General features: G+C 71.0%; 22 protein-coding genes and 1 pseudogene. 10 read left to right on the forward strand and 13 right to left on the reverse strand.

All coding sequences use genetic code 11. The annotated features are described in order from the left end of the window. Positions 1–40 precede the first annotated feature (40 nt). The 4 genes from V1460_RS11945 to V1460_RS11960 form a co-directional block, all read right to left on the reverse strand. On the reverse strand, positions 41–124 hold the full coding sequence (locus tag V1460_RS11945; RefSeq protein ID WP_315877410.1) for a putative leader peptide: 84 nt from the start codon (positions 122–124) through the stop codon (positions 41–43). A 206-nt stretch (positions 125–330) separates the two neighbouring features. Further along, the gene (locus V1460_RS11950; RefSeq protein WP_338673724.1) at positions 331–903 is read right to left on the reverse strand and encodes a GNAT family N-acetyltransferase; all 573 of its coding nucleotides are present in this window, start codon (positions 901–903) and stop codon (positions 331–333) included. A gap of 77 nt (positions 904–980) precedes the next feature. Beyond that, positions 981–2,276, reverse strand: coding sequence for a GAF domain-containing protein (locus tag V1460_RS11955; protein WP_407077440.1), 1,296 nt, complete (start codon positions 2,274–2,276; stop codon positions 981–983). A gap of 274 nt (positions 2,277–2,550) precedes the next feature. Further along, on the reverse strand, positions 2,551–4,215 hold the full coding sequence (locus V1460_RS11960; protein WP_338673725.1) for an acyl-CoA dehydrogenase family protein: 1,665 nt from the start codon (positions 4,213–4,215) through the stop codon (positions 2,551–2,553). A gap of 17 nt (positions 4,216–4,232) precedes the next feature. Here V1460_RS11960 and V1460_RS11965 point away from each other — a divergent pair, with 17 nt between their 5' ends. The 4 genes from V1460_RS11965 (at position 4,233) to V1460_RS11980 (ending at position 7,947) form a co-directional block, all read left to right on the forward strand. Then, on the forward strand, positions 4,233–5,525 hold the full coding sequence (locus V1460_RS11965; RefSeq protein ID WP_338673726.1) for a YihY/virulence factor BrkB family protein: 1,293 nt from the start codon (positions 4,233–4,235) through the stop codon (positions 5,523–5,525). A 132-nt stretch (positions 5,526–5,657) separates the two neighbouring features. Continuing rightward, positions 5,658–6,383 carry a response regulator transcription factor gene (locus tag V1460_RS11970; protein ID WP_338673727.1) on the forward strand — a complete coding sequence of 242 codons (726 nt, stop codon included), beginning with the start codon at positions 5,658–5,660 and terminating at the stop codon, positions 6,381–6,383. Beyond that, the gene (locus tag V1460_RS11975) at positions 6,376–7,485 is read left to right on the forward strand and encodes a HAMP domain-containing sensor histidine kinase (RefSeq protein WP_338673728.1); all 1,110 of its coding nucleotides are present in this window, start codon (positions 6,376–6,378) and stop codon (positions 7,483–7,485) included. The genes V1460_RS11970 and V1460_RS11975 overlap by 8 nt, the downstream gene beginning before the upstream one ends. A 102-nt stretch (positions 7,486–7,587) precedes the next feature. Next, positions 7,588–7,947 carry a hypothetical protein gene (locus V1460_RS11980; RefSeq protein WP_338673729.1) on the forward strand — a complete coding sequence of 120 codons (360 nt, stop codon included), beginning with the start codon at positions 7,588–7,590 and terminating at the stop codon, positions 7,945–7,947. Here V1460_RS11980 and V1460_RS11985 read toward each other — a convergent pair. The 3 genes from V1460_RS11985 to V1460_RS11995 all read right to left on the reverse strand — a co-directional run bounded on the left by V1460_RS11985 (position 7,922) and on the right by V1460_RS11995 (position 10,927). Next, complete coding sequence (locus V1460_RS11985; protein WP_338673730.1) at positions 7,922–8,488, reverse strand: cupin domain-containing protein; 567 nt, start codon at positions 8,486–8,488, stop codon at positions 7,922–7,924. The two genes, V1460_RS11980 and V1460_RS11985, sit on opposite strands and share 26 nt — an antisense overlap. Then, positions 8,485–9,708: a cytochrome P450 gene (locus V1460_RS11990; protein WP_338673731.1), complete on the reverse strand. Its 1,224-nt coding sequence runs from the start codon at positions 9,706–9,708 to the stop codon at positions 8,485–8,487. The genes V1460_RS11985 and V1460_RS11990 overlap by 4 nt, the downstream gene beginning before the upstream one ends. Positions 9,709–9,823: 115 nt before the next feature. After that, positions 9,824–10,927: a type III polyketide synthase gene (locus V1460_RS11995; RefSeq protein ID WP_338673732.1), complete on the reverse strand. Its 1,104-nt coding sequence runs from the start codon at positions 10,925–10,927 to the stop codon at positions 9,824–9,826. Positions 10,928–11,150: 223 nt separating this feature from the next. Here V1460_RS11995 and V1460_RS12000 point away from each other — a divergent pair, with 223 nt between their 5' ends. Both V1460_RS12000 and V1460_RS12005 read left to right on the forward strand, forming a co-directional pair. Then, complete coding sequence (locus V1460_RS12000) at positions 11,151–12,434, forward strand: cytochrome P450 (RefSeq protein WP_338673733.1); 1,284 nt, start codon at positions 11,151–11,153, stop codon at positions 12,432–12,434. 7 nt (positions 12,435–12,441) lie between these two features. Beyond that, complete coding sequence (locus tag V1460_RS12005; RefSeq protein ID WP_338673734.1) at positions 12,442–12,915, forward strand: acyl-CoA carboxylase subunit epsilon; 474 nt, start codon at positions 12,442–12,444, stop codon at positions 12,913–12,915. Between the two features lie 26 nt (positions 12,916–12,941). On the opposite strand, the gene V1460_RS12010 is transcribed toward V1460_RS12005, so the two are convergent. Both V1460_RS12010 and V1460_RS12015 read right to left on the reverse strand, forming a co-directional pair. Then, positions 12,942–13,835: a hypothetical protein gene (locus V1460_RS12010; protein WP_338673735.1), complete on the reverse strand. Its 894-nt coding sequence runs from the start codon at positions 13,833–13,835 to the stop codon at positions 12,942–12,944. After that, positions 13,832–14,854, reverse strand: coding sequence for an SPFH domain-containing protein (locus V1460_RS12015; RefSeq protein WP_338673736.1), 1,023 nt, complete (start codon positions 14,852–14,854; stop codon positions 13,832–13,834). Before V1460_RS12015 ends, V1460_RS12010 begins: the two co-directional genes overlap by 4 nt. 130 nt (positions 14,855–14,984) lie before the next feature. Between V1460_RS12015 and V1460_RS12020 the strand changes: the two genes are divergently transcribed. Continuing rightward, a complete protein-coding gene (locus V1460_RS12020; protein WP_338673737.1) occupies positions 14,985–15,374 on the forward strand; it encodes a DUF488 family protein in 390 nt (129 codons plus the stop codon). Between the two features lie 167 nt (positions 15,375–15,541). On the opposite strand, the gene V1460_RS12025 is transcribed toward V1460_RS12020, so the two are convergent. Continuing rightward, on the reverse strand, positions 15,542–16,357 hold the full coding sequence (locus V1460_RS12025) for a VOC family protein (protein WP_338673738.1): 816 nt from the start codon (positions 16,355–16,357) through the stop codon (positions 15,542–15,544). Between the two features lie 360 nt (positions 16,358–16,717). Between V1460_RS12025 and V1460_RS12030 the strand changes: the two genes are divergently transcribed. From V1460_RS12030 to V1460_RS12040, 3 genes are all read left to right on the forward strand, one after another. Further along, the gene (locus tag V1460_RS12030) at positions 16,718–17,821 is read left to right on the forward strand and encodes a helix-turn-helix transcriptional regulator (RefSeq protein WP_338673739.1); all 1,104 of its coding nucleotides are present in this window, start codon (positions 16,718–16,720) and stop codon (positions 17,819–17,821) included. A 315-nt stretch (positions 17,822–18,136) separates the two neighbouring features. After that, entirely contained in the window at positions 18,137–19,261 is a 1,125-nt protein-coding gene (rsgA, locus tag V1460_RS12035) for a ribosome small subunit-dependent GTPase A (protein ID WP_338673740.1), read from the forward strand. A gap of 285 nt (positions 19,262–19,546) precedes the next feature. Further along, entirely contained in the window at positions 19,547–20,281 is a 735-nt protein-coding gene (locus V1460_RS12040; protein ID WP_338673741.1) for a pyridoxal 5'-phosphate synthase, read from the forward strand. Positions 20,282–20,376: 95 nt separating this feature from the next. Here V1460_RS12040 and V1460_RS12045 read toward each other — a convergent pair. From V1460_RS12045 to V1460_RS12055, 3 genes and pseudogenes are all read right to left on the reverse strand, one after another. Continuing rightward, positions 20,377–20,502: pseudogene (locus tag V1460_RS12045) on the reverse strand (IS5/IS1182 family transposase); the annotation flags it as partial. Between the two features lie 8 nt (positions 20,503–20,510). After that, complete coding sequence (locus V1460_RS12050) at positions 20,511–20,993, reverse strand: DUF456 domain-containing protein (protein WP_338673742.1); 483 nt, start codon at positions 20,991–20,993, stop codon at positions 20,511–20,513. 51 nt (positions 20,994–21,044) lie between these two features. Further along, positions 21,045–22,103, reverse strand: a complete 1,059-nt coding sequence (locus V1460_RS12055; protein ID WP_338673743.1) for a helix-turn-helix domain-containing protein — start codon at positions 22,101–22,103, stop codon at positions 21,045–21,047. Positions 22,104–22,356 lie beyond the last annotated feature (253 nt).

The raw sequence follows: 22,356 nt of genomic DNA on the forward strand, positions 1-22,356 counted from the left end.
GGAAGCGGGGATATCTCGGGATCGCGGCGGTGCTGGGTCGTCAGCGCGCCGGACACATGGCGCTGGACATGCGGCCGAGATCGACGTGCCGCCGACTCACCAAGGCAATTCCAGCTCGAGACATGACGGAAGCGTGGCACGCTGCTTTGGAACCAGTCCACCGTTATCCATAATATGGACATCACTGTCCCGCATCGCGAGACAGTGTGTCCCGGGTCACCCAGCCGGGACAGCCCGCCCTCCCGGTGAGCCGCGCCGCGCGCCGCCTCCAGGGAGCCTCAGCGGCCCTGGCGGCCTCGTCCCGGTGCCGCCAGGGACGCCACCGGGTTCTCAGGCGTCCGTGGCGGCGCCGGGCCAAGGTCCGGGCATCGCGACATCGGGCTCTTCCGCGACCTTGGTGTCGAACAGCGCGAAGCCGCGACGCGTGTAGTTGTCCATCGCGTGCCGGCCGTCCTCGGAGCAGGTGTGCAGCCAGACCCGCTTCGTCGGCGCGAGCCCCGGCCAGCGGTCCGCCAGGTCCCAGGCGCGTGCCGTGCCGTATGCCAGCAGGTGGCCGCCGATCCGCCTCCCCCGGAATGCCGGGATCAGCCCGAAGTAGACGATCTCCACCACACCCTCGCCCTGGGCCTCCAGCTCGATGTACCCCGCGGGCGTCCCCTTCTCGTACGCCACCCAGGTCTCGACCCCCGGCCTGCGGAGCATCTCGTCCCATTGCGCGTACGTCAGTCCGAGCCGGTCGGTCCAGCGGATGTCCCCGCCGACCGCCGTGTAGAGGTAGCGGCTGAACTCGGGCGACGGCACCTCCGCCCGGACGATCCGTACATCGGCGCCGGGCTCGGCTGCCGGTCGGAGGTCGTCGGGAGAGGTCTGCTCCAGGGACCAGGTGGTCACGGTGATGCTCATGACCGCCAGGGAACCACGCCGCGGCCCGGGGTCCAAACGGCTCCGAACGCCTCCGGGGCGGGCCGGCGGGCCGTCGGCTACGCGGGCGCCTGCCGCCGCTCCCCGGCGACCGCGGGCGCCGACGAGTGCGGCAGCAGGTCGGCCGGGTTCACGGGGCGCACCACTTCCACCTGTACGCCCTCGTCGAAGCGGTACGGGCGGTGTGCCAGCACCCCCGACAGAGTCCTCCGCACCCGTGACATCTCGGCGCGAACCGTCACCGTGCGTGTCGGGTCGCCGAACACGTCCGCCGCCAGCTGCGCCGCCGTGCGCCCGTGCCGGTGGGTGGCCAGCACGAACAGCAGCTCGGCATGGCGTGGGCTGAGTTCTTGTGCCCAGCTCCCGGCAGGCCCGCTGACCTCGACCGTCCAGCGGCGCGGGCGGCTCAGATCCAGCACCACCCGGCTCACCGGCTCATCATCCGGTCCGGGCTCCGTCGTGTCGGGTCGCACCAGCCAGCCGCCGGGGAGCGGTTCGACGGTGCACATGCCGAGTGAGGGCAACCAGACCCGCCCGGCCCGGAACGACTTGGGCAGCGGCAGCCGGTCCAGCGGCGCCATTCCGGTCACCGCCGCCGTCCAACCGTGCGGATCGACGGCCAGTGCCCGGCCCGACAACCGGCACAGGATCGGAGCGGCCACCGAACGCAGCCGCTCGACGGTCCGCAGATGTCTCTCTCTGAGCTCCGCCTCGGCCAGCCGGGTCACGGAGTCGACCAGGGCGAGCGTCGCGGGATGGAAGGTGGAGGCGGGGCCGCTCACATCCACGATGCCCAGCAGCTGCCCGTCGCGTGGGTCGTGCACCGGCGCCGCCGCACACGTCCAGTTGTGCAGGGTCCGTACGAAGTGTTCGGCGGAGTGGACCTGCACCGGGCGCTGCGCGGCGAGCGCGGTTCCGATGGCGTTGGTGCCCGTGCAGTCCTCGCTCCACGCCGCGCCCTCCTCCAGGCAGATGGCGTCGGCCCGGCGGATCACGCCAGCGTTGCCCGCCCGCCACAGCACCCGCCCCTGGGCGTCCGTCACCACCATGATCTGCACGGACGCGTCGGCGATCGAAACCAGGCCCCCGCTCAGGGTCTCCATGGTCTCCCCGAGCGCCGTCGCCCGGCGCCGGTGCTCCAGTTCGTCCCGCGCGAGAAGCACACTGCTGGTGTCCCGGTCGGGGTCGAGGCCCAGCCGGAACATCCGCCGCCAGGAGGCGTCGATGACCGGGCGTGGTGCGATCGGCGGGCGCCGGCCGTCCAGTATCGCGGCGCGCACCTGATGGAGCAGCCGGGTCGCGTGCGCGGCGTCCATGGTGGCGAGCCGGGTGATGTCGAGAGCCGAGTTCCGCAATGCCAACCCCCCTTTGGAGCCCGTCCCTTCAGGGGCTATCCTGCCGTTCGCGCCCCGGCCCGGAGACCCGCTTCGCATATCTTCCGCAACTGTCTGCAACCATCTGCAACTCTGGTGGCCCGCTGTCCCATGCGTGAGGGTGACGTGCGCAGGGGGTGGTGCCGTGTCGGCGCAGCACCACCCTCGGCTTGGTGAGACCTGCCCGGGCGAGTGCCGCGGACACCGGACCACTCGCGAAAACTGGAACATCCGCGAATATCGGACCACCGGCGTATCAGGAACGGACCCGGGCGCGATCCACCACCGCCGCCAGATCGAGTCCATGCGGCAGCGTGCCGAACGCCGCACCCCAATCCCCACCCAGCCGTGAGGCGCAGAACGCGTCCGCCACCTCCGGCGGCGCCCAGCGCACCAGCAGTGCGCCCTGGAGCACCAGTGCCATCCGCTCCACCAGGCGCCGTGCCCGTACCTCGGCCGTCTCAAGATCGGCCAGCTCCGTCAACATCCCCTTGATCGCTGCGTCCAGCCGGTGGTCGGCGCCCCGCGCCCGCCCGATTTCCCGCAGATACGCGTCCAGCGCGCCGGGCTCACGACGCAGCGCTCGCAGCACGTCCAGCGCCTGGACATTGCCCGAGCCCTCCCAGATCGAGTTCAGCGGGGACTCGCGCAGCAGCCGCGGCATCCCGGACTCCTCCACGTAGCCGTTGCCGCCCAGGCACTCCAGGGCCTCGGCCGTGAGCGGAGTGCAGCGCTTGGTGACCCAGTACTTGGCGGCGGGTACCGCGATCCTCAGCAGCGCGCGCTCGGCCGCGTTCCCTCCGTCGGCTGCTTCCGCCGCCGCCGCGAGCCGCATCCCCAGCACCGTCGCCGCCTCCGACTCAAGAGCGATATCGGCCAGCACATTGCGCATCAGCGGCTTGTCGATCAGCTTGCCGCCGAAGGCGCCGCGGTGCGCGCAGTGGTGCACGGCCTGCGCCACCGCCTGCCGCATGAGCGCCGCCGAACCGATGACGCAGTCCAACCTGGTCGCCGCCACCATCTCGATGATGGTGCGCACCCCGCGCCCCTCGCCGCCGACCCGCCTGGCCCAGGTCCCGTCGAACTCGACCTCGGCCGAGGCGTTCGACCGGTTGCCCAACTTGTCCTTGAGCCGCTGGACGCGGAACACGTTCCGGGTACCGTCATCCAGCACCCGAGGCACCAGAAAGCACGTCAGGCCCCCCGGCCCACCTCGGCACTCCGCTTGCGCGAGCACCAGGAAGGCGTCGCTCATCGGCGCCGAGCAGAACCACTTGTGTCCCGTCAGTTCGTACTCGCCGTCAGCGGCCAGCCCCCGCGCCCTCGTGGTGTTCGCCCGGACATCGCTGCCGCCCTGCTTCTCCGTCATGGCCATTCCGAAGAGGACCCCGGCCTTCTCGGCGGGCCGACGCAGGCCCTCCTCGTACGTCCGGGAGGTCAGCAGGGGCTCCCACCGCGCGGCGAGCTCCGGATCGGAGCGCAGCGCGGGCACCGCGGCGTGGGTCATGGACACCGGGCAGCCCTGGCCGTCCACCTGCGACCACACCAGGAATCCGGCCGCACGCCGTACGTGACCTCCGGGCCGCCCCCAGGCGGCGGTGAGCCCCGACGACACCGCCTTGCCCAGCAGCCGGTGCCAGGCCGGATGGAACTCGACCTCGTCGATCCGGTTGCCGTAGCGGTCGTGGCTGCGCAGTACCGGAGGGTTCTCACCGGCCAGCTCGCCCCACCGCTGCGCCTGCGACGAACCGGCCGTCCGACCCAGCAGTTCCAGGTCCTGCCGCACCTCGCCGACGGTATCGGCCGGCAGGTGCGCGAGATGCCGCTCCACCGCCTCGGCCAGGGCGCGGTCCGAGCTGAAGACGTCGTACCCCACCAGGGGCGGAGCCTGGTTGGTCACGGTGCGGGTGCTGGTCGCCATGCCGATACGGTAAGGAGGTGCAGGCAGCAAACGAAACACCCGAGCGGCGCTCCTCCGGCCGTCTCCACCGGGTCCAGGTCCTCTACCGCAATGTCTCGAAGCGGAAGCTGGTCTGGTTGCTGCTCAAGGACACCGTGAACTCCTGCATCGAGTACCGCATCCTCGGTCTCGCGGCGGAGGCGGCGTTCTTCACCCTGTTGTCACTGCCGCCGCTGATGCTGGGCATGCTCGGACTGCTCGGATACGTCGACGACTGGACCGACACCACCACGGTGGCCTCGATCCAGGAGAACATCCTGCACGCGTCGGGCACAGTGCTCTCCGACCGCGGGGTGACCCAGGTGGCCAAGCCGCTGCTGGAGGACGTCACCCGGGTGGGCCGCCCCGACGTGATCTCCATCGGTTTCGCGATCGCCCTGTGGTCCGGATCGCGGGCCGTGAACGTCTTCATCGACACCATCACCGTCATGTACGGCCTCGACGGGCAGCGCGGCATCGTCGCCACCAGGCTGCTCGCGTTCCTGCTCTACCTCATCGCCCTGCTCATCGGAGCGGTGGTGCTGCCGCTCGCGGTGGTCGGACCGGACAGGGTGGTGGAGTTCGTGCCCTTCGGCACGGAGGTCGTCACCGTCCTGTACTGGCCGGTGGTGATCCTGCTCTCCATCGCCTTCCTGACCACGCTGTACCACGTCTCGGTGCCGGTCCGCTCGCCCTGGGTGGAGGACATCCCGGGTGCGCTCGTGGCCCTCACGATGTGGGTGCTCGGCAGTTTCCTGCTGAGGATCTACCTCACCAGCACCGTCGAGGGCCCGACCATCTACGGCTCACTCGCCGCGCCCATCGCCGTGCTGCTGTGGATCGGCATCTCCGCGTTCGCGGTCCTGGTGGGCGCCGCGGTGAACGCCGCCATCGACCGCGTCTGGCCGTCGGCCGCGGCGGCTGCCGCGCGGGCCGCCAACGAGCGAGTGCGCGCGGCCCACGCGGCCGAGCTGGTGGCGCGGGCCCAGGCCGCGGCGGCGGAGCAGGACGATCGGGCCGATCAGGACGCGTACGACGACGAAGGCGAGGACGACGGCCTGGGGGACAACGACGGGACCATGCCGTCGGAGTTTCCGGAGCGCTGGTCGAAGTTCCTTCCCCCGGACGACGTGAAGTCCAGGCTGCACACCGGCTGGGAGCACTGGGGCAGGGACCACGGCGGCACGGACAAGGACAGCGCCACCGGCCGGAAGGGGAACGGCACCGGTGGCGAGGGGAACGGCAGCAGCGGCGGGGGCGCCGGAAACGGCAACGGCAGCTGCAGCGGATAGACGGCAGCGGACGGGCCGAAGCCGCCGCTGCCGAGCCGAGGACTGCATCCGCTCGGCCCCGCCCGGAGCCGTCATGGAACCGTAAGGGGCGCCGGTGTGCCTCGGCCGGGGCGGGCGGCTCAGACTGGAACCATGCAGAACATCCTGGTCGTCGACGACGACCCGACCGTCGCCGAGGTCGTCACCGGCTATCTCGAACGCGCGGGCTTCACCGTACGGCGGACGGCCGACGGGCCCGGAGCCCTGCACGCCGCGGCGGAACGCCGGCCGGATCTGGTCGTCCTGGACCTGATGCTGCCCGGCATGGACGGACTGGAAGTGTGCCGCAGGCTCCGCGGCGGCGGACCGATCCCGGTGATCATGCTCACGGCCCGCGGCGACGAGGACGACCGCATCCTGGGCCTGGAGGTCGGTGCCGACGACTACGTGACCAAGCCGTTCAGCCCGCGCGAGCTGGTGCTGCGGGTCGAGTCGGTACTGCGCCGGGCCGGTGCCCTGGCGGACCGGGCCAAGGAACCGCCCCTCGACCGCGCGGGCATCACCCTGGACCATGCCGCCCGCCGCGCCACCAAGGACGGGAAGGAACTGGCGCTGACAATGCGCGAGTTCGATCTGCTCGCCCATCTGATGCGCCATCCGGGACAGGCGATAGGCCGTGAGCAGCTCATGCGGGAGGTGTGGGGCTGGGAGTTCGGGGACCTGTCGACCGTCACGGTCCACGTCAGGCGGTTGCGCAGCAAGATCGAGGACGACCCGGCTCGGCCTCGGCTGATACAGACGGTCTGGGGCCTCGGCTACCGCTTCGACGTGCCGTCGGCGGAGACCGAAGCGCCGCGAGGAGGTGCCGGGGATGAGTGATCTGCTGCTCATCGCGCTTTTCGCATTCCTCGGTGCCGCCGTCGCGGGACTGGCCGGCGCGTGGGTGCTGCGGTTGCTCAGGCACCGCTCGGTCGCCGTGTCGCTGACCGTCGTCGCCGCGGTGACCGTGGTCGCGATGCTCGCCGGGACTCTCGCGGTCGCGCAGGCGATGTTCCTGTCCTCACACGATCTGACCGTGGTGACGATGGTGGTCGCGATGGCCGCCGTGGTGTCCCTCGCCACCGCGCTGCTGCTGGGTCGCTGGGTGGTGGCCCGCAGCCGGGAACTGACGGTAGCGGCACGTTCGTTCGGTGACGCGGGCAGCTTCTCCGCGCCGGGCGGCGGCGCGACCGCCGAGCTCGCGGAACTGAGCCGCGAACTCGCGGCGACCAGCGGCAAGCTGGCCGCCTCCCGGGAGCGGGAGCAGGCCCTGGAGACGTCGCGGCGTGAGCTGGTCGCCTGGATCTCGCACGACCTGCGCACCCCGCTCGCCGGCCTCCGCGCGATGTCCGAGGCGTTGGAAGACGGCGTGGTCCAGGACCCCGAGCGGTACTTCCGGCAGATACGCATCGAGGTCGACCGGCTCAACGGCATGGTCGGGGACCTCTTCGAGCTTTCCCGGATCCATGCCGGTGCGCTGGCGCTCTCCCCCACCCGGATGTCGGTGTATGACCTCGTCGGCGAGGCCCTGGCCGGGGCCGACCCACTGGCCCGTGAACACGGGGTCCGCCTGGTCGGGGCTCAGGTCGAGGCCGTACCGGTGGAGGTGGACGGGAAGGAGATGACCCGCGTGCTGGCCAATCTGCTGGTCAACGCGATCCGGCGGACACCGGCCGACGGGACGGTCGCGGTGGCGGCGGAACGGCGGGAGGGCAGTGTGGTCCTTTCCGTGACCGACGGTTGCGGGGGTATCCCGGAGGAGGATCTGCCCAGGGTTTTCGACACCGGCTGGCGCGGCAGTGAGGCCCGGACGCCTCCCGCGGGCGCGGGTTTGGGACTTGCGATCGTCAGGGGCATCGTCGAGGCGCACGACGGCCGAGCCGATGTACGCAACGTGCTCGGCGGCTGCCGCTTCGAGGTGACGCTACCGGCCGCGCGATAGCGGGGGAGGCTCCGGGGCGGGGGGCGTTGTCAGTGCCGTGGGGCAGGGTGGGACCAGCCGTGCCAGTGCGCTGACGCGCCATCCGAGAGGAGAGGCCCACCGATGAGTGCCACCACTGCGATGTCGTCCCGCGAACGAGCGGCGGCCCAGGCGTATCTCCGGCTGCTCAGTGCCGTGCGCGCCGCACTCACCGATGCCCCCGCACTCACCGATCCCCCCGTACCGCCGGGTCCGTGTCTGTCCCCGGGCCTGCCCGCGATTCCGGGCCCGCCGCTGCCGCCAGGTACCCCCGTGACCGCCGGATCGACCACGAGGCCCGGGTCGCCGGCGCTCTTCGCCCCCATGGCCGAGGCTGATCTGGCTCTCGCGACAGCGGGATTCGCGGGCAATGAGGCCGCGCTCTTCGACCTGGTGACGGGCCTTCACGGGGCGGGCATCAGGTGTCGTGCCGCAGAGGAGTGATCTGCTCGATGTCATAGCGGGCGCGCAGTGCGGCGATCGCCTCGTGGTCGGGCGGGCCGCCCGAGTCGAGGATCTCCAGGAGCTCCTCGAAATAGCGCTCGTGGTCGGGCGGCGGAGAAGCCTGGAAGAACATTTTCGCCGGTTCGTCCGAGCGGTTGGCGAACGCGTGCGGGCAGCCGGATGGTACGACGATGACCGTGCCGGGCTCCGCGCGCACCGTGCGGCGCCCCGAAGGCGACTCCCAGTGCCGCCAGTCGTCCCGTGTCCGTATCCGGGGCTCGAAGGCGAGCACGTCCAGTTCGCCTTCGAGCACATAGAAGAGCTCCTCGCTGCGTGTGTGCACATGGGCGCCGACGTCGAAGCCCGGCGGCACCACGACCTCGAAGCTGGACGCCACCCGCGAGTGCTCCCCGGTCACTTTGAACGTCACCTGCTGGGCGGCCGTGTTCAGCGTCCGGCCGTGGCCCGTGGGCACCAGCAGACCGTCGGGGGACTCTGCGTACTCGTCGGCGCCGATGGGTGCCCTGATGTGTGCGGTCACCAGATCACCGGCAATCTCTCGGGCCCGCGGATCGCGGCGCCGGGCCGCCAGCCCAGTTCATTCGCCGGCACCGCCAGCCGAAGAGGGGGGAAGCGGTCGAGCAGCGTGGAGACCAGCAGCTCGGCCTCCAGCCGGGCCAGCAGGCCGCCCAGGCAGTAGTGCGGGCCGTATCCGTAGGCCACATGGGGGTTCGGGCTGCGGTCGAGCACGATCTCCTCCGGGTCGGAGAAGACCTGCGGGTCGCGGTTGGCTGCCAGATAGGAGACGTATACCGGTTCGCCGGCCCTTATCTCGTGACCCGCCACCACCAGATCCTCCTTGGCGATCCGGGACAGCCCGACTGCCTTGCGGTGGGGGACGTAGCGCAGCAGCTCGTCGATCGCCGTGGAACGCAGTTCCGGCTCGTCCCGCAGCCGGGCCTGGTGCTCCGGTCGGGTGAGCAGGATGTAGAGCATGTTCCCGGTGTTGTGGGTGACCGCCTCGCCGCCTATCTGGATCAGCAGGGCGAGTCCGACCGCCTCGTTCTCGCTGATCCCGCCGTCGGCGATGGCAGAGGCGAGCAGAGCCGTCACGTCCTCGCCGCCCACGACCCGTCGCTGCCGCAGCAACTCGGCGTAGTAGGCGCACATGCGGGTCTTGGCCTCCTCGCTGCGCTCGGCGCCCTCGGCCGATGACAGGATGAGGCCGGTCCACTCGTGCATCCGCGGGCGGTCGGCGTCCGGCACCCCCATCAGCTCGCACACCACGGCCAGTGGGAAGGGGGCGAGGATCCGCTCGGTCAGATCGGCCGGCGGGCCGTCGGACAGCACCCCGTCCACGAGCTCGTCCAGCATCAGCTGGGCACTGGAGCGCAACCGCTCCACACCTCGGGTGGTGAACGCGCCGGCGACGGCTCGGCGCAGCCGCGTGTGGTCCGGCGGATCCTCGAATCCCACCGCCCCGGCCACGGGGATGAAGTGCGGAAGGAGCCGGGTGACGTCGTGCTCGGCGATCGCCCTGCGGCTGAAGCGGGGATCGTTCGTCACCATGCGCACGTCCTCGTGACGCGTCGCCAGCCACGCCCAGCCCGTCCCGTTGGGGAGCCGGATACGGGTCAGTGGGCCCTCCCGCATCAGCTCGGCCAGCACCGGGTCGAAGTCCACGCCGGACAGGTCGTCGACGGGCCAGAAGCGGACTGGCGGGCGGGAGTCGTCGATGGCGGTCGTCGTCTCTTCGTGCATCGTTCGGTGCCTCCGTGGGGGAGAGGAGCTGGGTCTGCCGTGGCAGGGGCGTGGGGGAGTCCGGTGACCGGAGACCAGGCCCTGCGGACATCGGAATCGGCCAGCGGCCGGTCAGTCAGTACCCGTACTGGACCTGTGGCTGGAGTCCGCGTGACGGAGGGGTCTTCCCGTCCGGGATGCTCCAGCGGCCGAGGGCCATCTCCGCGGTGATGCCGGGGCCGAAGCCTGCGAGGATGCCGCGGGCCGTGTCCGGGGTGCCGCCCTCCTCGAACATACGCCGTAGGGCGTCCAGGACGACCGCGCTCGCGATGTTGCCGTACTCGGTGAGTGTCGCCCGGCTGAACCGGAAGGCCTCCGGGTCCACGCCGAGGAACATGCTCAGGTCGTCCAGGATCCGTGGCCCGCCCGCGTGGATGATGTAGAAGTCCAGCGTTGTGACGTCCCAGCCATGCTGGCCGGCCAACTCCTTGAGAGCCGGTGCGAGCGGTTCCATGGTTCCGGGCACTCGCTTGTCCAGCTTGAAGTGGAAGCCGGTTTCGCGGACGTCGTAGGCGATCCAGTCCTCGGTGTGCGGGACCAGATATGCGCCGTTGCGCTCCAGGGTCACTCCGAGTCCGCCCCGGCCGCGTACCACCGCGGCTGCGAGGCCGTCCCCGAAGAGGCCGTTGGACAGGAGGTTGCCGACGCTCACATCGGTGGGCTGGTAGCACAGCGAGCAGAACTCGCAGGCGACGATGAGGGCGTTGGCCTCGGGGTAGGCGGTGCAGAAGTCGTGAGCCCGGTTGATCGCGGCACCGCCGGCGGCACAACCGAGCTGGGCTATGGGGACTTGTCGCACGTCTGTGCGGAAGTCCATGGTGTTGATCAGCCACGCGGTGAGCGACGGCATCATGAAGCCGGTGCACGACACGAAGATGATCACGTCCACGTCGGAGGCGTGGAGTTCGGCGTCGGCCAGTGCCTGCCGTATGACCGCAGGTACTCGCGCCTTGGCCTCGGCTTCGTAGAACGCGTTGCGTGCCTCGAAGCCCGTGTGCCGCAGCGTCTCCTCGATCGGCCGCAGCAGATGGCGCTTCTCCACCCCCGTGTTCTGGATCAGGCGGAGCGCCAAGGGGAGTTCCGGGTGGTCCGCGTGAACGGACCGCGCCAGATCAAGGGTCTGCTCCATGGTGATCACGTGCTCGGGCACGGACACCGCGGGTTTACACAGAGTGGCCATGAGGTGCTGCCCTTCTCTCACCTTCCTCCAAAAGGATCAGCGACGACATGCGGTCGCGCGCGCCGGGGAATCCCCTCCCGGTTGCGCTGAAAGGGTGATCCAAAGGCGTGTCCGAGCCGATGTCCGTGCAATCGGGAAGGGATGGGGTCCTGGCGGGGACGCTGTCGGTCTACTGCATGTGACCCGCTTCGCGCGCGCGTTCACAAACTGGGAGATGAACTCCATGACGTCACAACCCCAGCCCGTGCCCGGGGCTCCGACCGGCGCCGAGGGCTGTCCGTTCACCGGAGCGGTGGTACGGCGGGACGGACAGCAGGAGACGGTCCACGAATGGACACTCGAGGACTTCCGGGCCCTGGAATTCGACCCGTTTCTCGCCGGACTGCTCCGGGATGCCCCGGTCGCCCGTATCCGGCTCCCGTTCGGTGACGGCACCGCCTGGCTCACCACCCGCTACGAGGACGTCAAGCAGGCATCGGCGGATCCGCGGCTGAGCCGGGCCGCCCTGGTGGACCGCGAGGTCACCAGCGGTTCGCCGCACGCCATCGCGGCGAAGCACGCGGCACTCAACTACGCGGACCCGCCCAGGCTCACCACCATGCGCAGCGTCGTCGCCCGTGCCTTCACCGGCCGGAGCATGCAGCGGCTGAGGCCAATGGCTCAGCGGACCGTCGACCGCCTTCTCGACGAGATGGAACGGCAGGGGCCGCCCGCGGACCTGATGGAGCACCTGCACGGTCCCTTTCCGCTCTCCGTCGTCTGCGACCTGCTCGGGGTGCCGCAGAAGGAGCGGGAGCGGATGTCCTCCTGGGCGGACGTCATCATGACCCCTCGGCCCGCCCCGGCCCGCAGCAAGAAGGCCCAGCGCACGGTGCGCGACGTGGTCGTCGCCCTCATCGAACGGCGCCGCACCGAACCGGCCGACGACCTGGGAGGAGTCCTCGCCGCCGCCCTGGAGGAGGGGGAGATCACCCTGGACGAGGCCGTCTCACTGGCGACGGCCATCCTGGTGAGCGGCGCTCACGCGGTACGCAACAACAGCGCGAACATGGTGTACGCACTGCTCACCCATCCGGAGCAACTGGCCCGGTTGCGGGCCGCCCCTGGGCTTCTCCCGCAGGCCGTGGACGAGCTGCTGCGCTGGATCCCGCACCGCAACGGCGTCGGCATCCCGCGGATCGCCACCGAGGATCTGGAGATCGGGGGCGTACGGATCCGGCGCGGCGATGCGGTCTACTCGTCGTACCTCGCCGCGAACCGCGACCCGGCGGTCTTCGGTGCCCCGGAGGTCCTCGACCTGGACCGCGGCCCGATGGCCCATCTGTCGTTCGGATACGGCCCGCACCACTGCGTCGGGTCGATGCTGGCCCGGATGGAGTCCGAGATCATGATCGGAGCGCTGCTTGAGCGGTACCCGCGCCTCGCGCTCGCGGGGCCGCCCGAGGACATGACCTGGCAGCGGGGCGGCCTGATCCGGGGCCCCGAGGTCCTGCCGGTGACCTGGTGAGGCGGCCATGAGCAGTGAGGTGTGCGTCGACCCGAATCGTGGAGTGACCGTGGGACTGAACGGTGGAGCGGTCGAGGAACCGGGTGGTGGAGCGGCCGAGCTGCCGTCCGGCGAAGTGCGCTGGCGGTCGGACGGTGCGGCCGCCGAGGTGCCGCCCGGCGACGTGGCCGAGGGGCCGCCCGGCCGAGCCGCCAAGGCGCCGGACGGTGATGTGACCGCTGATCAGGACGCCGATGTGCCGGCCTGTGACGGTGTCGACGTCCGGATCGTGCGGGGAACCCCCGACGAGACCGAGTTGGCCGCCCTGCTCGCGGTGCTCACCATGGTCGCCGGCCACCGGGGGACGGCCCGGGCCGGGGGGCGGAGCCATCTCTCCTGCCGGGCCCATTGGGACCGCGCCTGGGGCGGCGGTCTGCACCCCTGCGGTTCCTGGCGGGTACGGGACCGGACGGTGACGGCGTTCGACCCCGGAAGCCGCTGACTGCTGCTCAAGCCGGTCCCGCCGCGTCAGACGAGGAGCCGGAGCGAGGTGTCCGACACCCCGAGCCGCACCGTCTGACCCCAGGTCAGCTCGATCGCGTCGGACTCCATCCCGTCGCCGAAGGCCACCAGCCGGTCGGACTCCACGGTGAGTGCCAACCGGTCCGCTGCGGCCAGGGTGCCTTCCACCAAGGACGTCCCGGTGGCGGGCGAGGGCCATGCCTCCCGTACGTACCAGATCAGCCGGCGTTCGGCGGGCCCGGGCAGCGGGGTGGCGGAGCCGCGCTCCAGCCAGAGCGATCGCAGCCAGCCGGTGGCGCCGGTGCCGGTGCCGACCAGGACCCCGGACGAGGCCTGGGGCTCCACCGCTTCCCGGAGGTCGAGACGGTAGCGGGAGGTCTGGTGTCCCGGGCGGCCGAGGTAGATCTCGTTCAGTGCCACTACGCGCTGGGTGTCGTCGGCGACCGCCTCCACCATGGTCAGCTCGTCCGCCGTACCGCCGCCTCGGAGTGCCGCGTCGCGCAGCAGTCGACCGGTGTCGGCGGGCCGGTGCCGGACGAGGACACCCGGATTGCGGCCCGGGTCGGTGTCGATGCCCACGACGGGCTGGCCCGAGAGGTACTTGGCGGTGTTGGCGACCAGACCGTCCTGGCCGACCACGACCACCACGTCCTGCGGCGCGAACAGGAAGCGGTCCAGGTCGGCGCGTTCCACCCGGGTCTGGCGCCAGCGCAGCGGCACGGCCGCCGCGACATCGCGCAGAGCGCGCGCGGTGCGCTGGTGGCGCTCGACCACCTCCGCGATGCTCCGGCCGCGCGATGAGAGGAAGAACTCCGCCTGGCCGTGGGTCCCGTGGCGAACGAGCAGCTCCTCGTACTCGGTGGTGCGGTGCACCAGTACCGCACGCGGGGCGAGACTCACCGCTCCTCCTCGTCGTGCGGACGCTCCCCACTGCCCAGCCTGGCGAGCAGGCCGGTGAGGATATCGGGCGAGAGGGTGATGCTGTCCACGCGGGGCAGGTTCTCGGCGAGCCGGGTGACGGCCAGCGCCCGCAGGGTCTCGGACCCGGTCTCGGCGTGCACCCGCAGCCAGGCCGCCTGTGCCGTGGCCCGTGCCTCGCCGGTCTCACGGGCCGCCGTCGCCTCGGCTTGTGCCAGCCGCACCCTGCGGGCTGCCTCGGCCTCGGCGCGTACGGCGTCGGCGGCAGCGCTCTCCTCTGCCTCGCGGCGGGCGTTGGCGCCGTTCTGCTCCACCAACTGCTCTTCCCTGCGAGCCAGCTCGATCTTGCTGGCGAGTTCGTTCTCAGCGATGGCGCGTTCGCGTTCGACCGCGACGGCCCGCCGTTCGTAGGTGGCGCGGTCGGCCTCCTGCTGGATCTGCTCACGCGCCGGGGTGCGCAGGGCACGCTCCACCTCGGGCTCCGGTCGCAGGGCGATCACCCGTACGGCGACGACCTCAAGGCCGGTCGCTGTCAGCCGTGGCTCCGTGCCGAGGCCCCGCGAGATGCGTTCACGCACGGCGGTGACGCCGTCGGCGAGGGCGGCGGCAAGCGGGGTACGGGCGAGTACGTCGAGTGCGTGCTGTTGTGCGCTCTCGGTGAGCAGGGTGGCGATCTGCTCCAGCGGGGTGCCCCGCCAGGTGCCCGTGTCGGGATCGATGGAGAAGTCGAGCCGGGTGGCGGCAGCGGCCGGGTCGCTGATCCGGTAGGTCACCGTGGACTGCACCGCGACGTCCTGGAAGTCTGATGTCCTGGCGTGGAACGTCATGGCCAACTCGCGGTCGTCCACCGGGACCTCGGAGAGCGCGGCGGTCAGCGCGCGGTACCAGAAGCTGAGCCCGGGGCCGTCGTGGGCCACCTTGCCGCGGGAGTGGTGGCGTACATGGGCGGTGGGCGCGCATCGCAGATGGCGCCAGCCGAGGCGCCGGGTGATGTCGGCCATGGGTGGCCCCCCTCGTGACTTGATTATCGTCCAGATGACGATAAAGGGTTTCCCTGATTTTCGTCAAGGCGACGAGATGGGGGGCGGTGCCGAGTTTGCGCACCGGCGTCCGGCGCATCAGGCTGACGGGATGGGCGACATCACCGTGCGCAGGGTCTACGACAGTCCGGAGCCGGGTGACGGCGTCCGTGTCCTGGTCGACCGGCTGTGGCCGCGCGGTGTGTCCAAGGAGCGGGCGGCCATCGACGAATGGCTCAAGGAGGTCGCCCCCTCGGGTGAGTTGCGTACCTGGTACCACAAGGACGCTGCCCGTTACGCGGAGTTCGACGCCCGCTATCGGCGGGAGCTCGAAGCGGGCGCAGCGACACAGGCCTTCGCGCACCTGTGCGAACTGGCCGCCGGAGGTCCCGTCACGCTGGTCACATCGGTGAAGAGTGTCGAGGCCAGCCACGTCCCCACGCTGGTCGGCCTGCTGGAACACGACGCGTCGGCGCGCGATCCTCAGGGGGGCGGCCCCTGAAAGGGGTGTCCCGTGATGCCCGGCGGATCGGCGCGCGGCGTCAGGATGTATGGGGTCTCCCCCGGCCCCTGGAGCCGAGGGGACGCATCGCAAGGCGGAGAGCCATCCTCATGCCGGGCGTATGCGGATGATTCGACAACGCAGCGTGGGGGCACCTCCCGGCGAAGTCAGGGGGGAGCACCGTAGCCGGTGTCGTGCGCCCGCTGGGGACTGCGGGACAGCCCTTGGTCCGGCGACTGCCGCTCCCCGGAGGTGAGATGGAAGAGGCCCCCTTCGGGGTCCCTCAGTGTCGCGGTCCTTCCGAGCGGAGTGTCCTCGGGTGCGCAGACCACCGAGCCGCCCGCGGCACCGGCTCGCTCGACCACGGCGTCGACGTCGGAACGGCAGAAGTGCACATGCCACTGCGGACGGACCACCGAGTCCTGAGCCTCTGTCACGCCGCCGTAGATCCCGGCCACCGCCTGGCCGTCGGCGCACAGCATCACCCTGTCGTGCTCGTATCGCACATCGATACGGTCAGGCGCCCATGAGTCCCATTCGAACACCTCGCCGTAGAACAAGGCTGCGGCGAACGGGTCCCCGGTACGCAGCTCCAGCCACGCCACGGCGTTCATCCGGCGCCCGGCGTGCCAGCCGGAGTCGACATGCCCCTCCCAGACACAGAACAGGGCATCGCCAGGATCGGCCGCCCAGACACTGCGCCCTCGGCCGAAAGCGATCGGGCCCACCGCCACCGTGCCGCCCCGCTCTCTGATCCGAGCGGCCACCGCGTCCGCGCTGTCCGCGGCGAAATGCGCGGTCCAGACCGCGGGCAGTTTCACGCCCATGGTCCGCGTGGACTCCACGAGCCCGGCCACCGGCAGACCGTTGGCCAGCGCGACGGCATACACCCCCTGCCCCTGCACACCGGGCGTGAACTCCCAGCCGAGCACGGATCCGTAGAACGCCTGCGCGACACCGATGTCCTGGGTTCGCAGGCTCACCCAGCAGGGCGTGCCCTGAAGCCCACGCGCTGTGGTCGCCAAGGCTGCTCACCTCAATCCGGGCACCCTCGCACAGGTATCCACTCCCTCACACCTTTCAGCACAATCGGCGCTCCCGCCACCGCAGCCGCCGCTCGGAGCGGACCGGCATCGACCCGGATCCCTGCCAGGACATCGAGGCGGCCCTCACATCCGCCGGCGGTTCCGAGTCTGTGACCCGCGCGGTCGGTAAAGTGTTCGAGATCAGGTAGGGCGAGGCCGGCTGTTGAACCGGCCCGTGATCCTGCTGAGGGGACGTCGGCACAGGGGGGAGGCGCCGGGGCCGTGACCCGGACGTCGAGGTCGGATGTGGAATCAGCGGTGAGGGCCGGGCCTGAGGCGTGCAACGCCATGGTGGCGCAGTTGGTCGGCAGGTCGGCGAAGGCGAGGGGCCTGACCCTGCGCCGGCTCGCGGACGAGATGGGCATCGCGCCGAACTCGCTTCGCTACTGGCTGAGGCACGCCCACCGGCTTCCGGTGGCCAAGGCCGAGCGGCTGGCCGACGCGCTGGAGATGGGCGCCGATGACCGCCGTGCGCTCGCGCTGTTGACGGGGAACGCCCGTCCGACCACGCCGCTCCCCGAACAACGGATCCCGGCGGCCGGGGAGCCGGGTGCGCAGAACGCTCTCATCGTCGCGCTGCTGAGACGGCTGCTCAAGGCCGAGGAGCTCACCTGGAAGGAGCTGGCGAACCGGCTGGGCATCTCCCCGAAGTCGCTGCGGAACTGGATGGCCCGCGCCTACCGGCTGGAGACACACGAGGTGGAGCGCCTCGCCGAGGCGCTCCACATGAGCGGCGAGAACCGCAAGGACCTCTATGTGCTCACAGGCAAGCTCCCGCCGGCGCCGCTGGCGAGCGAGCTGCGCCGCAGGCCGGACATGGCTCTCTACCAGGAGCTGATCGACGGCATCGGGCACCTGTCGATGGCCCACACCGAGTGCGTCGACGTCGTGATCCACAACCGGACCTACTGGGACATCTTCCGGCATGTGCGCCCGCACGTCAGCGCCCACCCGTTCCGCAACGCGCTGCGCTACACCCTCTTCCACCCCGACTCCTATCTGATCCTCGGCGCAGGCGACCGGGACGCCTGGTTCGAGGACTGGCTCATGCCGACGCTCGCCTACTTCGCCGCGATCATCCAGCAGTTCCCGGACCACCCGCGGCTGAGGGGCATGGAGCGGGAGATCCGGGAACGCCCGGAACTGCGCCGCGCCTACCGGCAGACACCCGCGTGGATCGCGGACCACGGCGACATCGCCATGAACCAGTCGGCACGCCGGTTCCGGGACCCCCGGGTGGACAGAGTCGTGGACGCCCACGTGATCACGGAGGCGCACCAGAGCTACGGCCTCACCCTCCAGCGAGTGACGTTCGTCCTGCGCGACCGGGGGACGGACGAGAAGGCCGGATCCCTCCCGTAGCGGCGTCGGTGCCGGCACCGGGGACCGGCGATCGGGCATCGGCGTCACGGGCCCGCGAAATGCGGTGGTGCCGCATGAGGCGCCGGGCTATGGTTCCACCTGTCCGTGACACGGCATCGTGCCGTACCTGTTCGGACAAGCCGGATCGTTGAGGAAGCAGGAGGTGAGGACATTGATGACCGTCACGCTGACGGGCGCTGCCCGCACTCAGGAGTTCATCACCGCTTCCACCTCCGTGGCCTCCGGCTGACACACAGACACACTCAGCGCGCAGAGCGCGCAGCTTGCCGGGGCCACCCTTCGAAGGGCTTCCCCTTGTTCCACGCTTCGTTCAACTCGTTCGACGACACCATCACTTCTGAGACCGCGCACGCCCTCGCTCCCTATGGCTGGGACGAAGCCTGGGCCGCGGAGTTCGGTCCGCACCTCGCACAGCGCCTGGTGCCCGGCAGGGTCGTACGGGTCGACCGCGGGCAGTGCGATGTCATCACCCCGGATGGAGTCGTCCGGGCCGACACCGCCTTCGTGACCCCGCACGACCCGTTGCGCGTGATCTGCACCGGTGACTGGGCCGTACTCGACGCGGACGGTACGCCGCGCTATGTGCGCGCCTATCTGCCGCGGCGCACGGCACTTGTCCGTTCCACCTCCTCCACGCGCTCCGAGGGCCAGATCCTCGCCGCCAACATCGACCACGCGATCATCGCGGTGTCGCTCGCCGTCGAGGTCGATCTTGGCCGGATCGAGCGCTTCCTGTCCCTGGTCTGGGAGAGCGGCGCCGAGCCGGTCGTCGTACTGACCAAGACGGACCTGGTCGCGGACGAGACCACCTGTTCGCATCTTGAGGCCGATGTCCGGGCAATCGCCCCGGGAGTGACCGTCCTGCCCGTCAGCGCGCTGACGGGCGAGGGAATGGAGGTGCTCTCGGCCGTCGTCTCCGGCGGTACGAGCGCGCTGCTCGGTGTCTCGGGCGCCGGCAAGTCCACTCTGGCGAACGCGCTCATCGGCGAGGACGTCATGACGGTGCAGGCAGCCCGTGACGTGGACGGCAAGGGCCGTCACACCACGACCACCCGCAATCTGCTCGCCCTGCCCGGTGGCGGGGTGCTCATCGACACCCCCGGGCTGCGGGGCGTCGGGCTCTGGGACTCCGGCACGGGCATCGGGCAGACCTTCTCCGAGATCGAGGACCTGGCCGAAGAGTGCCGTTTCCACGACTGCGCCCACGAGGTGGAGCCGGGGTGCGCCGTACAGGCCGCGATCGAGGACGGGCAGTTGCCGCAGCGCCGCCTGGAGAGCTACCGCAAGCTCTTGCGGGAGAATCAGCGCATCGTCGCCAAGACCGATGCGCGGCTGCGGGCGGAGATCCGCCGCGACTGGAAGTTGAAGGGCGCGGAGGGCCGCGCGAACATGCAGGCCAAGCGGGGTCACATGCGCTGAGCCGGTAGGGGCAGGGTCGCGCCCTGCCCGCACTGAGAGCTCGCGCGGATAGGCGGTCCGAGACGAGGGGGATGGGAGGCAGGCATGGGTCTTGGGGACGTGCCGTTGCGAACGCTGTGTAGTCGGTCGGGGCCGGTCTGTGTCTGCCTGTCATCGAGGCTGGTGGGCCGGATCTCGGCTCCGGTCGGTTACCTGCTCCGGGCGTTGCTGTTCCAGGTGCGGCGGGAGCGGAGCTGCTGGGATCATGGGCGGGACCCGTCGTAACCACGTCGAAGGGCCGCCAGCATGCAGGACGACCATGGCGCCGGATCGGTCGGCGACACAGTGCATCGGGAGGGCCCCACCGCTGCCGAGGGCGTTGACGGGCGCGACATGTACGCTCTGCTGCGCTCCCTGCCGGTGTTCGCGGACCCGGTGCCGGTGTTCGATCCCGAGGATGTCCCCGCCGACCCGGTCGCACTGTTCGTTCGCTGGTTGCTCGCCGCCATCGACGCCGGGGTCCCGTCCCCTCACGCCGCGGCACTGGCCACCGCCGACGTACGGGGGCGGCCCTCCGCCCGCATGCTGGTGTGCAAGGACGTGGACGCGGCCGGCCGCTGGTACTTCGCTTCCAGCGCGACCAGCCGCAAGGGCCTTGAGATCGCCGAGAATCCGCACGCGGCCATGGTGTTCTACTGGCCGATGCAGGCTCGTCAGATCCGGATCACCGGACCCGCCGCCTCGGCCGGGGCCCGGCGCTCCGCAGCGGACTTCCTGGCCCGGTCCCCGGTGGCGCGGGCCGAGGCACTGCTGGCCAGGCAGTCGCAGGTCCTGGACGACCCGGCCGGCGCCGCCACGCTCCTGCGCGCTTCACAGGAGCGGCTCGCCGCCCAGCCCGACCTGGTCGCATCGCACTGGACCCTGTACGCCCTGACCGCCCGGGAAGCCGAGTTCTGGCAGGCCGACGACCAGCGCCGCCACATCCGGCTGCGTTACCGGCGCACCGACACCGCCTGGACTCGCCAGCGGCTCTGGGCGTAGACGAAAATGGCCTCTGCCCGTGCTCCAGCGGCCGACGGGCTCGGCCTCCCGACCTCACGGGGCTGAGCGCGCTTGTGGTGCTCACGGGCTTGTGCTCACGGGTGTCGCCCCGGGCTGCCGTCCCAGCGGTGGGTTGTCCACCCGCGGCGGATCAGGCCGCGCACCGTGATGATCGTGTCCGCGAGGTCGAAGAAGGCGTCGATGCCGTCATGCCCTCGGTCCATCCGGCTCAGCTCGCGACCACCACCCACGCCCAGGCCGCGACGATCAGCAGACAGCCGAGCAACTCCACCAGTACGCTCGTCCCCGCCGCGCGCATCACCGTGCGTGTCGATGTGATCGCGTCGCCGTGCCCGCCGAGTCGCAGCCGTTCGGAGCCGTAGACCCCGCCGACGAAACCCGCCACCGCCCCCACGACCGGGACCACCACGAAACCGATCAGTGCGCCGGTGCCCGCGAACACCGCCATCCGGGGGGTGATCCCCACACCTCGCATCCGGCGCGGGCCCAGTTGCCAGACCACCATCTGAGTGATCAGCAGCAGCGCCGTTGACCCGACCAGCAGCCACCAGGCCGACGCTGTCCGCTCCTGCGCCGACCACCACAGCACCCCGGACCAGACCAGCCAACTGCCCGGAACGCCCGGTACCAGCACCCCGAGCAGGCCGAGCAGCATCACCATGCCGACCAGGACGAGCTGCCATGCCACCATCTGCCAAGGGTGCCGGAGCGGCTCCGCCGCCGCAGGTCGTGGGGCGCGGCGTCAGCCCGTCCCCGGCGCCGGTCCCCACCGCGGCGCCGATCCGGCCCCCGACTCCGGCGCCCTGACCGGTTCTGGGCCACGGGCGATCCAGCCCTTCTCGTACGCGTGCCACCCCAGCTGCAGACGGGTCGTCACCCCCGCCAGCTCCATCAGCCCGCTCACCCGTCGCTGCACCGTCCGCAGTCCCAGATCCAGCTGCTTCGCCACGCTGGTGTCCGTCATCCCTGCGAGCAGCAGGGAGAGGATCTCCAGGTCCACGGCGTCAGGCCCCGGTGCCTGGTCCTCCGTCACCTGGGCATGCACACCGAGCCGCAGTGGCATGGCCTCCCGCCACACCGTCTCGAACAAGCCCAACAGGGATTCCAACAGTTCGCTCGGGTGCACCACGAGGGCCGCCGGCTCCGCCCCTCGTTCGGCGAGCGGGAGCATGGCCAGCGCCCGGTCCGCGATCACGAGCTTGGTCGGCACCCGTTCCGCGGCGCGCACCTGCTCCGCGCGCCCGAGCGCGGCGGCCAGCTCGGTCACTCCGGCGGGCCTGGCCAGCGCATCGCGCTCGATCACCACCCGGTACGCGACGCCGCGCCGTGCGGCGTGTACCTGCGCTTCCTCGTTGTCCGTGCCCGTCACAGCGACCGGCTGCCCGGTGACCAGCGCGCACACCTCGGTGGTGGCGCCGGACTGGAGCTGGCGGAAGCGGTGGGCCACCGCGCTTGCCCCCGTCACCACCTCGATCAGGTCGTGCACTGCCGGTTCCGCGGCCTCCGTGCGGTACGCCTTGGCAAGCAGCCCCGCCGCGAGCTCCGCCTGTTCGAGCTCCTGGCGCTGCCGGGTGAGCAGTGCTCCCAGGGCGGCCGCGGGCGGCGCCGCCACCCAGCGGCCCGCGCCGGCCGACGACTGCGCCGCGAGACCCTGCCGCTCCAGTCGGCGCAGGGTGCTCTCGGTGTCCCCCTCGGGCAGCGCCAGCCGGTGTGCCAGATCGGTGACCTCAGCCGCCCCGAGCGCCACCAGGGCGCGATACGCCGACTCCTGCCTCGCGTCGATTCCTATTGCTCCCAGCACCCAGACCCCTCCCCGGACCTGATCATTCCCCTTGTCCCCTTGTCCCCTTGTCCCCCTTGTCCCGGTTCCCCTTGCCGCGGGCGAGCGGGCGAGCGGGCGAGCGGGCGCGACGAGACGCAGGCCGGCCGCCACGCGAACCTGCCACGTACATCATCCCCGGCACCCCGGGCCTGACCTACCGTCGTGGGCCGGACCCAGGGCCACCTCGGTATCTGGATCCCACGAGGCATCGATTCCCCCTTCCTGCGGTATA

Origin of the sequence: Streptomyces sp. SCSIO 30461, assembly GCF_037023745.1 — a bacterium.
In the GTDB taxonomy this organism is placed as follows: domain Bacteria; phylum Actinomycetota; class Actinomycetes; order Streptomycetales; family Streptomycetaceae; genus Streptomyces.

Coding starts and splice junctions, on each gene's coding strand:
- V1460_RS11995 (WP_338673732.1), bottom strand. CDS start 10,927: ATGGCCACTCTGTGTAAACCCGCGGTGTCCGTGCCCGAGCACGTGATC.
- V1460_RS12015 (WP_338673736.1), bottom strand. CDS start 14,854: ATGGCCGACATCACCCGGCGCCTCGGCTGGCGCCATCTGCGATGCGCG.
- V1460_RS11980 (WP_338673729.1), top strand. CDS start 7,588: ATGAGTGCCACCACTGCGATGTCGTCCCGCGAACGAGCGGCGGCCCAG.
- V1460_RS12000 (WP_338673733.1), top strand. CDS start 11,151: ATGACGTCACAACCCCAGCCCGTGCCCGGGGCTCCGACCGGCGCCGAG.
- V1460_RS12050 (WP_338673742.1), bottom strand. CDS start 20,993: ATGGTGGCATGGCAGCTCGTCCTGGTCGGCATGGTGATGCTGCTCGGC.
- V1460_RS11975 (WP_338673728.1), top strand. CDS start 6,376: ATGAGTGATCTGCTGCTCATCGCGCTTTTCGCATTCCTCGGTGCCGCC.
- V1460_RS12040 (WP_338673741.1), top strand. CDS start 19,547: ATGCAGGACGACCATGGCGCCGGATCGGTCGGCGACACAGTGCATCGG.
- V1460_RS11945 (WP_315877410.1), bottom strand. CDS start 124: ATGTCTCGAGCTGGAATTGCCTTGGTGAGTCGGCGGCACGTCGATCTC.
- V1460_RS12005 (WP_338673734.1), top strand. CDS start 12,442: ATGAGCAGTGAGGTGTGCGTCGACCCGAATCGTGGAGTGACCGTGGGA.
- V1460_RS11990 (WP_338673731.1), bottom strand. CDS start 9,708: ATGCACGAAGAGACGACGACCGCCATCGACGACTCCCGCCCGCCAGTC.
- V1460_RS11960 (WP_338673725.1), bottom strand. CDS start 4,215: ATGGCGACCAGCACCCGCACCGTGACCAACCAGGCTCCGCCCCTGGTG.
- V1460_RS11950 (WP_338673724.1), bottom strand. CDS start 903: ATGAGCATCACCGTGACCACCTGGTCCCTGGAGCAGACCTCTCCCGAC.
- V1460_RS11970 (WP_338673727.1), top strand. CDS start 5,658: ATGCAGAACATCCTGGTCGTCGACGACGACCCGACCGTCGCCGAGGTC.
- V1460_RS12020 (WP_338673737.1), top strand. CDS start 14,985: ATGGGCGACATCACCGTGCGCAGGGTCTACGACAGTCCGGAGCCGGGT.